General features: G+C 37.6%; 12 protein-coding genes. All 12 read left to right on the plus strand.

What is annotated here, in order from left to right:
• Positions 1-37 precede the first annotated feature (37 nt).
• The 12 genes from BELBA_RS10030 (at position 38) to BELBA_RS10090 (ending at position 13,161) form a co-directional block, all read left to right on the plus strand.
• Positions 38-748, plus strand: coding sequence for a Crp/Fnr family transcriptional regulator (locus tag BELBA_RS10030; RefSeq protein ID WP_014772586.1), 711 nt, complete (start codon positions 38-40; stop codon positions 746-748).
• A 79-nt stretch (positions 749-827) separates the two neighbouring features.
• Positions 828-1,322 (plus strand): rhodanese-like domain-containing protein, encoded by a 495-nt coding sequence (locus BELBA_RS10035; protein ID WP_041779607.1) that lies wholly within the window; start codon positions 828-830, stop codon positions 1,320-1,322.
• Between the two features lie 95 nt (positions 1,323-1,417).
• A complete protein-coding gene (locus BELBA_RS10040) occupies positions 1,418-2,179 on the plus strand; it encodes a DUF547 domain-containing protein (protein ID WP_014772588.1) in 762 nt (253 codons plus the stop codon).
• Positions 2,154-3,527 (plus strand): NAD(P)/FAD-dependent oxidoreductase, encoded by a 1,374-nt coding sequence (locus BELBA_RS10045; RefSeq protein ID WP_014772589.1) that lies wholly within the window; start codon positions 2,154-2,156, stop codon positions 3,525-3,527. The genes BELBA_RS10040 and BELBA_RS10045 overlap by 26 nt, the downstream gene beginning before the upstream one ends.
• A complete protein-coding gene (locus BELBA_RS10050; protein WP_014772590.1) occupies positions 3,524-5,068 on the plus strand; it encodes a 4Fe-4S binding protein in 1,545 nt (514 codons plus the stop codon). Before BELBA_RS10045 ends, BELBA_RS10050 begins: the two co-directional genes overlap by 4 nt.
• Positions 5,068-6,531 (plus strand): cellulose synthase family protein, encoded by a 1,464-nt coding sequence (locus BELBA_RS10055; RefSeq protein WP_014772591.1) that lies wholly within the window; start codon positions 5,068-5,070, stop codon positions 6,529-6,531. Before BELBA_RS10050 ends, BELBA_RS10055 begins: the two co-directional genes overlap by 1 nt.
• Before the next feature lie 44 nt (positions 6,532-6,575).
• The gene (locus tag BELBA_RS10060; RefSeq protein WP_014772592.1) at positions 6,576-7,265 is read left to right on the plus strand and encodes a glycosyltransferase family 2 protein; all 690 of its coding nucleotides are present in this window, start codon (positions 6,576-6,578) and stop codon (positions 7,263-7,265) included.
• 274 nt (positions 7,266-7,539) lie between these two features.
• Positions 7,540-8,208 (plus strand): DUF3347 domain-containing protein, encoded by a 669-nt coding sequence (locus BELBA_RS10065; RefSeq protein WP_014772593.1) that lies wholly within the window; start codon positions 7,540-7,542, stop codon positions 8,206-8,208.
• The gene (locus tag BELBA_RS10070; protein WP_014772594.1) at positions 8,205-8,663 is read left to right on the plus strand and encodes a heme-binding domain-containing protein; all 459 of its coding nucleotides are present in this window, start codon (positions 8,205-8,207) and stop codon (positions 8,661-8,663) included. Before BELBA_RS10065 ends, BELBA_RS10070 begins: the two co-directional genes overlap by 4 nt.
• Before the next feature lie 668 nt (positions 8,664-9,331).
• Complete coding sequence (locus BELBA_RS10080) at positions 9,332-9,625, plus strand: transposase (protein WP_014770860.1); 294 nt, start codon at positions 9,332-9,334, stop codon at positions 9,623-9,625.
• Positions 9,622-10,458, plus strand: coding sequence for an IS3 family transposase (locus BELBA_RS10085; protein ID WP_014771031.1), 837 nt, complete (start codon positions 9,622-9,624; stop codon positions 10,456-10,458). The genes BELBA_RS10080 and BELBA_RS10085 overlap by 4 nt, the downstream gene beginning before the upstream one ends.
• A gap of 441 nt (positions 10,459-10,899) precedes the next feature.
• Positions 10,900-13,161 (plus strand): N-6 DNA methylase, encoded by a 2,262-nt coding sequence (locus tag BELBA_RS10090; RefSeq protein ID WP_014772596.1) that lies wholly within the window; start codon positions 10,900-10,902, stop codon positions 13,159-13,161.
• Positions 13,162-13,222: the final 61 nt, after the last annotated feature.

The following is a 13,222-nucleotide window of genomic DNA, read 5'->3' on the forward strand; positions in this document are numbered from 1 at the left end:
TATTATTTAGACCCAGAAGAATTAATTTAAATTTTCCATGATTAAAGAAAAAAGCAGTCCTTGCGAACTTTGTCTCAGTAGAAAATTCTCGATGTTCGCAGACTTATCAGAGGCTCATTTATGCAACCTTTCGGATAATAAAAACTTTATATCTCATAAAAAAGGTCAAATTCTCTATTACGAAGGAACAAAACCTCTAGGCGTGTTTTGTATCAGTGCTGGTATTGTAAAAGTATTCAAAACTGCTTCAAATGGAAAAGAACAAATAATCCGATTGGCTCAAAAAGGGGATTTTTTAGGTTACTCTTCCATGCTTGGAGAGGAGCTTTATTCGAATACTGCCACGATAGTCGAAGATGCTAAAATTTGTTTTGTACCTAAAGAGACTTTTTTAAAAGTTTTGCAGGAGGATAATAATTTCCACAGAAGATTGACCAAAGCACTTTGTAATGATATTGGGATGATGGAAGAGAAATTGACAGATGCTACGCAAAAATCTATTCGTGAAAGATTGGCTTTTACACTCTTAAAATTAGGTGATACTTATGGAATAGATGGTGGAGAAGGTGAAAAAATAGATATTGTTTTAACTAGAGAAGAAATCGCAGGTTTGGTAGGTACAGCTACGGAAACAGTCATCAGGTTGCTTTCCGAATTCAAAAAGGATGAACTTATAGAGTTTGATGGTAAGAAAATCATCATTTTAAATAAAAAAGGGTTAGCCAGATTAAGTGACTTTTATGGTTGATCAATGCAAATAAATTGAAAGAAACTGAATTTTTGATCAAGGCTTGAAACTTAGAGGTGACTTTAGAAGTTTAGAAGCTATGAAATTCAAGTGTCCATTTCTATTCATTTTACTTCTTTTACCTCAAATGAACATAGCTCAAAGTCTAGCTTATAAAATGCTACTCAAAGGAGTTTATGACAATGATTTTCCAACAGTAAAACCTCATCAAAAAGAGATTTTGGGAAATGCCTTATTGCTTGATACAAGAGAGAGGGAGGAATTTGAGGTAAGTCATCTTAAAGGTGCTAAATGGGTTGGCTATAATACTTTCTCTCTTGAAACTCTTGAAGGAATTCCCAAAGATCAAGTACTTGTGGTTTATTGTTCGATAGGGGCTAGAAGTCAAGAAATTGGAAAAAAGCTAAAAGGCGCAGGTTACGAAAAGGTTTATAATTTATATGGAGGTATTTTTCATTGGGTAAATGAAGATAGGTCCGTATTCAATCAAGAGGCTGAACAGACGGATCGTGTTCATGCTTATAGTCGTTCTTGGGGAATATGGCTAAATAAAGGAGTGAAAGTTTTCGAGTGAAATGAATCTTGAGTAAGACACATGATGTGCGAATGTTTTTTTAATAGAGCAATCTGTAAATACCTTAATCACGTTTATTGAATAAAACATCCCATATGAAATTCTTAATTATTCTGTTTACATCACTTATTCTCAATTTTTCCTGTGGAGCGTCAACTTTAGGAACTGAAGATTCAAAATCTCCATCACATGAAGATTTTGATGCCTTACTCAAAAAGTATGTTTCGGCAACAGGGGTAGTGAATTATAAAGGTTTGATGAACGACAAAGCCAAATTAAATCAATATTGTGAACTGCTGAGCAATAATGCGCCAGACCGCAATACCTGGAGCAAAAATGAGCAATTGGCTTATTGGATCAATGCTTACAACGCATTCACTTTGAAGTTGATCGTAGATAATTATCCAGTCAAAAGTATTCAGGACTTACATCCAAAAGTTAAAATTCCACTGATCAATACCGTTTGGCATATCAAATTTTTCAAGATTGGTGGTCAAGATGCTAATTTGGACGAAATAGAGCATAAAATCCTCAGAAAGGAATTTGAAGAGCCTAGGATACATTTTGCAATCAACTGTGCTTCAATTTCTTGTCCACCTCTTTTAAATGAGGCTTTTGTTTCGACAAAAATAGACTCACAATTGGATCGTGTAGCAAAGTCATTTATAAATGACACAAGGCGCAATAAGATTAGCTCCAATCAAATAGAGATTTCTAAAATATTTAGCTGGTTCAAAGGAGATTTTACAAAAAATGGGAATATAATTGATTACCTTAACAAATATTCAAAGGTCAAAATCAATCCTAAAGCCAAAGACTCTTATTTAGATTATGACTGGTCACTCAACGAAAAGTAAACCCAAACATTTTGTAATTATAGGAAATGGAATTTCCGGTGTCACTTGTGCGAGACATCTAAGGAAAGCTGATTCTAATTGCCAAATAACCATCATTTCTGGAGAAAGCGAGCATTTTTTTTCTCGAACAGCACTGATGTATATTTACATGGGCCACATGAAGTACGAGCATACCAAGCCTTATGAAGATTGGTTTTGGGAAAAAAATAGGATTAATCTCAAGCAAGCTTGGGTGAGTAAAGTAGATGTCGATCAAAAATCTTTAATTTTCGCAGACAATTCCTCATTTGATTATGATACTTTAATTATTGCCTCAGGCTCAAAGCCAAATAAATTTGGTTGGAAAGGAGAGGATCTTCAAGGAGTTCAGGGGCTCTACAGCATTCAGGATTTGGAATTGATGGAAAAAAATTCTCAAGCTATAAAAAGAGCAGTTGTCGTCGGTGGAGGATTGATCGGGATAGAAATGGCAGAGATGTTTTCAAGCCGAAAGATTCCTGTGACTTTTTTGGTTAGAGAGAAGAATTTTTGGGATACTGTTTTGCCAGAAGAGGAAGCCAAACTGATCAATAGACATATCAAAGAACACCATATTGATTTAAGGTTGGAGACCGAACTTGATGAAATTCTAGACGATGGAACAGGCCGAGTAAAAGCCATAAAAACCAAATCAGGTGACTTGATTGAATGTCAGTTTGTAGGATTGACCGTAGGAGTGAGGCCAAATGTTGATTTCTTAAAGGAATCAAAAATTGAAATTAATCGAGGAGTTAAGGTCAATGGCTATTTTAAAACAAATGTGGAGGATGTTTATGCTATTGGCGATTGTGCTGAATTTCAAGAATCTCCCGCTCCTGATAGAAAAAATATTGAGCAAGTTTGGTACACAGGAAGAATGCATGGAGAGACGCTTGCTTACAACCTTACCAACTCCAAAAAAGTATCGTATAAGCCTGGAATCTGGTTTAATTCAGCCAAATTCTTTGACATCGAATATCAGACTTACGGATTTGTCCCGCCGATTTGGGGAGAGGATATAGAGAGTTTTTACTGGGAAGATTCCAAAGGGAAAATCGCCATCAGAATTCTCTATCAAAAATCAAATCAAGCCATAATCGGCGTGAATGCATTCGGGTGGAGACTTCGCCACGAATATTTCGATCATGCCATTGAGCATGGTTATCCTATAGAAAGAGTACTCGGAGAACTGGGACAAGCGAGTTTCAATCCTGAGTTTTACAAATCCTTGCATAAAGAAGTTCTTAAACAGTACAATAAGGAAAAAGGAAAATCAATACAGGTTAAAAAACAAACATTTCTCCAAAAGCTAATCGGTTCCCGCGCATGAAATTCATTCAAAAAATAGGCTTAGTAATTTTCATTTTGGCATTTGCTGGTTTCAGTCTTTTGCCATTTTATGGCACTTATCAGCTCGAAGAAGAATTAGTCATTTCGGAGACCAAGGATATCCATCAAGAAGCGATGGTGGAAATCCTCCAACCGATGTATGGCAAAGTTTACACCTCCAATATCAAATTCATTGCTGACTTTAAGGGATATTTTGATGCATACAATGATGAATTGAAAAGTGCTGAAGAATGGGATAAGGTGATTTGGGATGATTATGCTTTTTCTTTGACCAAAGCATCAGCTACAGGCCTTGTGAGTGAAAGTCCGAGTTTATTTCTTGCTGTAACCATTTTACTCGGAGCATTTGGAGCTTTATTGTATATCATCCCGCTCTACCAAAATCAACCCAATGGAATCAAAAATGATGGAATCTATCATTCCTCGATGAAGTCTAGGGGCTTGCTAGGAATCATCACAGGCTCTTGGCTGATTTTATTTTATATCGTTCTCTATTGGTTTCCAGAATATTTGACTAATCTGGTTTTGATGGTGGATCCTATCTCTATTGCCTTGTCAGGCAATCCAGCATCACAATGGTTTTTGTATGGATTTATCTATACGCTGGCCATTTTGGTGATGGGAATCAGGATGTTTAGGAAATATCGCGGCAATAATTACCAAACGATTCGGACAGCCTCAGTCATGTTTTTCCAATTGGCTTTTGCTTTTATCCTTCCAGAAATCCTGGTTTTGCTGAATATGCCGTGGCATGATTTTAAAAATATTTGGCCTTTGGACTATTCCTTTTTTTATGATTACAGACTAGAAGGAATGCTAGGTTCTGGAGCCTTGGGCATGTTTATGTTGGTTTGGGGGATTATTTTGATTGTGGTTGGTGTGCCGTTATTTACATATTTCTACGGAAAGAGATGGTATTGCAGTTGGGTATGTGGATGTGGTGGATTAGCAGAGACTCTGGGCGATCCTTACCGGCAGCTTTCTGATAAAACAGTCAAGGCTTGGAAAATTGAGCGTTATTTGATTCATGGCGTTTTGGTTTTTGCTGTGGTGATGACAGCGGTTACGCTGGCCAATTATTTTATGGAATTTGAGCTATTGGGTTATGCAACCAATGAATTGCATACAGTTTATGGGTTTTTGATTGGCTCTGCATTTGCGGGAGTGATTGGAACTGGTTTTTATCCCTTGATGGGTAACAGAGTTTGGTGTAGATTTGGGTGTCCATTGGCAGCATACTTAGGATTGGTGCAGCGCTTCAAGTCTAGGTTCAGAATCACCACCAATGGCGGACAGTGTATTTCCTGCGGTAATTGCTCAACTTATTGTGAAATGGGAATCGATGTGCGCTGGTATGCTCAGAGAGGTCAAAATATCGTCAGATCCTCCTGCGTAGGTTGTGGAGTATGTTCATCAGTATGTCCAAGAGGAGTCTTAAAATTAGAAAATGCAGGTGAAGAAGGTAGAATCAATGACATGCCTATCATCATTGGCAATAAATCCATAAGCATAAAATCTTAATGATCTTTATTTATATCATCATGGGCATTTATGTCCTTGCGATGTTGTTTATCCTCCTGTATAGCTTTGCTCAGGCAAATTTACTTTATCATTTTTTTAAGTTTAGAAAAAACATCCCTAAGGCAAGTCCTCCTGCTTGGGAAAAGCTTCCTTTTGTGACGATACAACTCCCGATTTTCAATGAAAAATATGTGGTCGAAAGGCTAATTGATGCAGCAGCAAAATTTAATTATCCAAAAGACAAGCTTGAGATTCAGCTGCTCGATGATAGTACAGATGAAACTGCGGATATTATCAAAAGCTATATTCAAAATTATCCAGAGATCGATTTTCAGTATATCCACAGAGAAGACCGTACTGGATTTAAAGCGGGAGCTCTAAAAGCTGGTTTGGATTTGGCTAAAGGCGAATTTATTGCGGTATTCGATGCTGATTTTGTTCCTGATCCTGATTTTATTCTCCAGACTATCGGGCATTTTTCGAATGAAAAAATCGGCATGGTACAAAGTCGCTGGACCCATCTGAATGAAGGTTATTCTATTCTGACAAGGCTTCAAGCTTTTGCTTTGGATGCACATTTTATGGTGGAGCAGATGGGGAGAAATCATCAGCAGGCATTTATCAATTTCAATGGAACGGGTGGGATTTGGAGAAAATCTTGTATCCTCGATGCCGGAAATTGGCATGACGATACCTTGACAGAAGATTTAGACTTAAGTTATAGAGCGCAGCAAAAAGGGTGGGAATTTATCTATCGTCCAGATATAAAATCACCTGCTGAGTTGCCACCTTTTATGTCAGCCATCAAGTCCCAGCAATTTCGTTGGACGAAAGGTGGCGCTGAGTGTGCTGCAAAACATTTGAAAAATGTCTGGTTGAACCCTTTTGGATTGAGAAAAAAACTTCATGCATCAGCACATTTACTCAATGCGGTGATTTTTATTGCGGTGGTGATTGTAAGTTTATGTAGCATTCCACTGTGGTGGGCTTTTCAGCAAGAGATGATTCCCGGAGAGATTTTTAGAGGTGCAGCTGTGTTTTTGGTTGGATTCGTGATTATCGCTTTGGTCTATTTCTTCGCCAACTTGAGCTTGGTGGAATTTTCTACAAAAGGAATTTTGAGGTTTCTGTGGGAATTACCCTTATTTCTTTCTGTTTCTATGGGGCTTTCCATTCACAATGCGCAAGCGGTATGGCAAGGGTTGACGGGTAAAAAATCACCTTTTATCCGAACACCAAAATACAACCTCAGTGACAAGCAGTCTTGGAAAAAAAATATCTACCACCAACTCAAAGTTCCCATGACGACTTATTTGGAAGGTGTCATGGCAGTAGTATTCCTATCGATGGTTGTAATTTCAATTTATTTTCAGACCTACGAAATGCTTGTATTTCATGGGATGTTGGCTTTAGGTTTTACGCTGGTCAGTATTGAATCTTTCAAAAGCTACAGGTTGAAGTAACCAAGTTCAAACCCTTTCTTTTCACCAAATCAAAAATTTTGCAATTGAATCAGCCTATCATCGACGTCATTATTCCAGCTTTCAACGAGGAGGATTCCATTGGAAAAGTTATCCGAGACATTCCCACAATTGTCAGGCATGTGGTCGTGGCAAATAATGGTTCTTCGGATACCACCAAAAAAGTTGCTGAAGCAGCAGGAGCAATTGTGCTGGATGAACCGCAGAAAGGCTATGGCAAAGCTTGTCTGACAGCCATGGATTACCTGTCGAAAGTTGAAGAACAAGCAGATATTGTCGTGTTTTTAGATGGAGATTATTCTGATTATCCAGAACAGCTACTAGATCTAATAAAGCCAATCATAGAAGCTGATTATGATATGGTCATTGGTTCTCGGGCTTTGGGGAAAAGAGAAGGCGGCTCGATGACCTTGCCTCAAGTTTTCGGGAATTGGCTAGCGACGACGCTGATGCGCTGGATTTACAAGACCAACTATACCGATCTTGGGCCATTTAGAGCGATCAAGTGGGATCAATTGAAAGCCTTAGGAATGGTAGATGAAAACTACGGGTGGACCATAGAAATGCAAATCAAAGCTGCCCAGTCAGGCCTCAAAACCACAGAAATCCCCGTAGATTACAGAAAGCGCATAGGCGTCTCAAAAGTAAGTGGAACGGTGAAAGGAGTATTCGGAGCAGGATATAAAATTCTTTGGACAATTTATAAGTATTGGTAAAGTGTCATTTTTTATCAAATATACTCAGTAGTAGGTATTTTTTTAGAGTGAAGAAAGTGGTAGTTTTATGGGGAGATAATTAAGAAATATACGCAACAGTTGCGCAATACATTCCATATGGAACAAATAGCGCAATGGTTGCGTGAAGAAAACCGTTGGGGCACATGCAAAACAAGACAACATAACCTTGAGACGAAAAAAACAAAATAGATTGTCATGGTCTGACAATAATTTACAAACAGAAACGTTTATAAACCAATAAAAACAAAACAACATGAAAACAAAAATCTTTTTCGCAGCCATCATTGCTTTTGCCATGGTAAGCTGCAACAGCAATAACTCCTCGCAGAATAACGGGGAAGAAACCGAAGTTACAGGACATGAAGAACATGAACATCAGGGAGGACATGACCATAATGACGGTCATAGCCATGGGAATGCTTCGGGTAAACACTCTGATGAAGGCGTAGCTACAGAAGAACAGCAGGAAAACATTACAGTAGAACGTTCTGACGTTACTGCGGGCATCATAAACGCTTATCTGGGTATAAAAGACGCTTTAGCCAACGATAACCAGCAAGCGGCTGCCAAAGCAGGTACACAACTCGCTGAAAGCGCTGGAGCATTTAACATAAATACTTTTTCCACAGAACAGCAAAAAGAGATAAAAGAAATTCTTGACGTAGCAAAAGAGCATGGAGAACATATCTCTAAAAGCGAAATTGACCACCAAAGAGAACACTTTGAAACCCTTACCACAGATATAAAGGACCTTCTAAAAATAGCCGGGGCAGACAGAAATTTATATGTACAATATTGCCCGATGTATAACAATAAGCGGGGTGGTTCATGGCTCAGTGCTTCAAACGAAGTAAAAAACCCCTTGTTTGGAAGCAAGATGCTCAAATGCGGTAAAGTACAGCAAGAAATTACCGTTGAATGAGGCGATGGTTAAAAAGGGGAGTGCTTTTTCTTATTATTGTCATTGTGGGAATGCAATTTATCCCCGTACAACGTAACACAGGGGAAAGAAACGTGGAAACGGATTTTTTGAAAATCTATAATCAACCTGAAAACATAAGCAGAACCCTCTCTCTTTCCTGTTACAACTGCCACAGCAATCATACGGAGTATCCTTGGTATGCTTACATTCAGCCTGTGGCATCTATCTTGCAAAATCATATTGACAGTGGGAAAACCGTGTTGAATTACTCTGAATTTGACAACTATTCTGACAGAAGAAAGCGTGTGAAACTCAAGTCAATGATTAACCAGATTGAAGAAAACAAAATGCCCCTTCGTGAGTACTTATTCATGCATCCCGAAGCAAAACTCAAAGAGAATGAAAAAAAGGCACTTATAGAGTATCTTGTAGAGTTGAAAAAAAAGTACGAATAAAGGGAACAAAAAGCACGATGCCCCAACATTGTATAAGCGTAATGCGGGCTGAGTGGCTAAAATTGAGCAATTTTGCTTCTTATAAACTTTGCGGTTGGCGGACAGTGAATCGCTCCGAAAACCCGCACTACGCTTATACTTGACCGTTGGACTCAATTACAAAACGGCAAAGAAGAAGCATAAGATATGGGAGTAATAGTATTGAAAAAATTCTTAAACAGGTCAAAATGATAATTGCTTATAATGTAGAAATTGAGGTAATTAATTAATTTGACCATGGATATATTTAACATGCTTATAGGAATATTACTCATTCTCATTTCAATAATTATTTTTATTATTCAAATTAGGGATAAAGCATATAAAAGAGATGATTTTAACATGGGAAACGTAAATATATACTATGCAGGAATAGTGGCTTTTTTGGCAGGTATGTACTTCTTTTTTACCTCGTTTTAAAAGATTTAAACAATTATTAAATTAAGTAATTGCAAAATATTAATTTAACCTGCTAATAATATCAGGATATTTTGTTCCTAACTTCCAATAACTTTCATGTCCATAGGTGGAAAAATTGACTGTTGGAAGAATAAAAAAAGGAAGGCTTATAATACTCCCCAAAATTGAGACCAGAGGTTAAGTTAAAAAAACCGTTTAAATTTAACCTTATGAACAAGCAAACAAGACGAAAGTTTTCTCCTGAGTTCAAGGCAAAAGTGGCCCTTGAAGCAATCAAGAATCAGTTTACATTGGCTGAATTGTCCAAGAAGTTCGATGTTAGCCCTGTGATTATCTCCAAGTGGAAGGGTGAGTTTTTGGATAATATGTCAGCTGTATTTGAAAAGGATCATTCAAAGAAAAAGGAAGAAGGCCCTGCCCTTGAGCAGCTCTATGCCCAGATCGGAGAGCTAAAAGTAGAGAATGACTTTTTAAAAAAAAGCTGCAAGAAACTGGGGATATGAAAGACCGGGCGACATTGGTTTGTTCCGATTATAAGGGGCTTTCTATAAGGAAACAGTGTGAAGTATTGGAGGTTCCCCGAAGCAGTCTATATTACAAACCAAAAGGGGAAAACGAGATCAATCTGAAACTGATGGGAATCATGGACAGGCATCTTACCGATCACCCTACTGAAGGCGTTGTGTCGATGGTCTATCTGTTGACAGGACTGGGCTTCGTTGTCGGCCCAAAGCGCATCAGGAGGCTTTTCAGGCTGATGGGCAGGGAAACCCTTTACAGGAGGAAGAACCTTACCAAATCCGGTTTGCGTGAATATATCAGGCCTTATCTTCTCAGGAACTTAAAGATTGAAAGGCCCAACCAAGTGTGGGTAACCGATATCACCTACATTCCGATGCAGAAGGGGTTTATGTTCCTGACCGCAGTCATGGATGTTTACAGCAGAAGGATACTGTCATGGGGTATATCCAACAGTCAGGACGCCAAATGGTGTAAGCAGGTAATCGAAGAGGCCATCAGAGAAAATGGTAAGCCAGAGATAGTCAATTCCGATCAGGGAAGCCAGTACACATCAGCCTTATGGATCAATTACCTTGAAGGGCTGGATATCAAAGTATCAATGGACGGAAAGGGAAGGGCTTTGGACAATGTATATATTGAAAGGTTCTGGAAGTCGATCAAGTATGATTACATCTATCTGAACCCAAGCGAGGACGGTTATGACCTGCTCAAAGGTGTCAAATGGTATATTGAATATTACAACCAAAAGGTTCATCATACCACTAGGGAGAAGCCTGGGGAAAGATATTATGGGCCAACCCGAAAAGCAGCATAAAGTAAAAGTTAGTTGTCCTATTTCCCAAGGGTACCCTTGGGAAATAGGACAACTAAAGAAGTATTAACAAATAAATAAATTAACTTAGCAACTGATACTTTTGGTCCAACAAATGGGGAGTGTTATAGCTGGATGGCTACAAAGCTCGATTCTTAATTGACTATACTAATATTCAGAAAATTCAAATATGAATGATGAAACCGAACTTTGACTATAATAGTTTAGATAAACTCTTTTAGATGGTGGTAGGCATTCGTTAAACTAATAGTGTACCTAAAAATAACTGAGTCCAACATCACCTTGTAAAACAGCGGGCGGATCCACGTAAATTGAAAGTTTAGTATCTTTAAGAAGTTAGGAGTAGGCTGGGAGAGAATGGCTCCGAATGCCCGCCGTCTCCAAGCTGAATCACGTTGGCAGCAAGCATAAAAAACGACAACAATGGAACAAACGGACATAAAAAATAAAATTTGGAGTAACCTTGACCGACTTCGGACAGACCGAAATTTTTCAGGGTTTCGTGACACCAGATTGTTAGAACTTATCGGAGCAACTTTGGGAGAAGAAAAACTTGACAATATTTTTCAGGAAATGGAATTGCTTTCCAAACTCACAAACACTCATTCTATTACTGCACCGACTTATGTTTTCAAGTTCATTGAAGAACTAATAAAGCCCGAAAACAAAAAATCAATTCTTGACCCTTGGATTACAATATCCTCTCCTATCTTTTATATTCAAGCTGACAACATTTTTGGGACTTGTATTAACCAAACAGAATTTGAAACCATTAAGACCTTATTCAAAGAAAAAAGTCAAAATATAAAACTTGGTGACACATTAAATGAACTATCGAAAGAAACTCTAAACTTTGATTTAGTTCTTTCCTTTCCTCCTTTTGGAATGCGAACGCAACACATAAACGGAGAGAAAAGCCCTTTTGACTTCGCAACAACTCTACTTTTAAAATGTGGTGAACACCTTGCCCAAGATGGAAAATTGATATTCCTTGTTTCTAACTCATTTTTAATGGACGACAAAGGAAAAGAAGCATTGAACAAGAAAGGTCTTTTTGTTGAAGCTGTTTTTTCTGTTCCTTCAGGTGCTTTTGCACCTATGACAAATATTCCGTCAAACCTTATTCTTATTTCTAAACAGAGTAAAGAAAAAACATTTGTTGCTGAAATTTCACAGGATGATACAACGAATAAAACAATACTCCAAAACTTTAAAAATCATAAAGAAGCAAAAGCCATTCAACTTGGTTGTTTTGTAGATTTTATGGAGTTCAAGTCCTTGAACTCACTTGTATCTGAAAAAGAAATGCAAGAACTAGTTAAGAGAATTGGCTACCCGCCAATTCTCTTAACTGACATTTCTAAATCTATAAATGCACTCAAAGGCGACAATTCTGATGAAGTCGAGCATTTAGCTAATTCTATTTATTTGCCCAAAGTCGGAAACAGTCCAGTTGTTGCAAGTTTATCAGAACTGAAAATCAAGCCAAAAAATTATTACCAAATCCAACTTGACGAGACAAAAGCCAATGCGATTTATGTGGCAAATTATTTTAATACGCCAGTTGGTAAAAAACTAAGAGAGAGTTTAGAAGTTGGTGCAGTAATTCCTCAAATTTCAAAATCTCAACTTTCAAGGTGTGTTTTCTTCTTACCTGACTTATCCACCCAAGCAGAGTTAATCGAAGTTGACAGTAAAATTCAACAATTCTCTTTGAGACTTGATGAACTCAAGAGGAACTTATGGAAACAGCCGAAAAGCTATAAATCAATCTCCAAGGAATTAAAAACCATAAATCAAGAAGAAAAATTGGAAAATTGGATAGACAAACTTCCGTTTCCTATTTCTTCAATTCTTTGGCGGTATTATGCGACCAAAGACAATAGCAAGAAAATTGAACACTTGTTTCACTTCTTTGAAGCATTCTCGGAATTTCTATCAATGCTAATGCTAAGTGCTTTGGTTCAAGACAAAGAATTTTACAAAGCAGAAAGTCATAAATGGATTGACAAGGATGAAAAATTTCAAAATTGGTATTTAAGAGCAACGTTTGGAAATTGGAACGTCCTTACTTCGAGACTTTCAAAAGCAATTAGAGAATACCTATCAGACAACGATAAGAAAGAATATTGCAAAAGTCTGTTTGGTAATCCTACCGAAGCCTTTTTATCAATGATTACAAGCAAGGGAATTGTCAATGTTTTAATTGAAGTTGCCAATCTTAGAAACAAATGGAAAGGACACGGTGGAATAACAAGCGAAGAAGAAAACAATCAAAGGGTTCTAACACTTGAACAGCAACTAAACGAATTTAGAAAACACATTGCTGATGCTTTTGAAGATACTCGAATGCTTTCTCCGACAACAAGCAGTTTTGAAGATGGTATTTTTACTTTTAACGCAAAAGAACTTATCGGAGCAAGAACTCCATTCAATGAAGTAACAATAAAAAGCCTAATTCCACTCGACAGAAAAAAGCTATATCTGTGCAATTCGGAGCAGACAAAACCATTAGAATTATTACCATTCATTAAATTCGTTGAAGCGTCTGACGCAATTTACTTTTATACAAGCATTGAAAGTAAAGACGTTCGTTGGGTTTCATACCATTTTGATAAAGAAGCAGAACTAAAACAACCAGCCGACAATGAACTATTTAAAGCATTTGACTTCCTTAAACCATAACGGACGGACAGAAAGAATGCCAACAGCTGTATAAAAGAAAACAAACTCGCAAATAATTAAG

The sequence above is a fragment of the Belliella baltica DSM 15883 genome (genome assembly GCF_000265405.1).
GTDB classification, from domain to species: Bacteria; Bacteroidota; Bacteroidia; order Cytophagales; family Cyclobacteriaceae; genus Belliella; species Belliella baltica.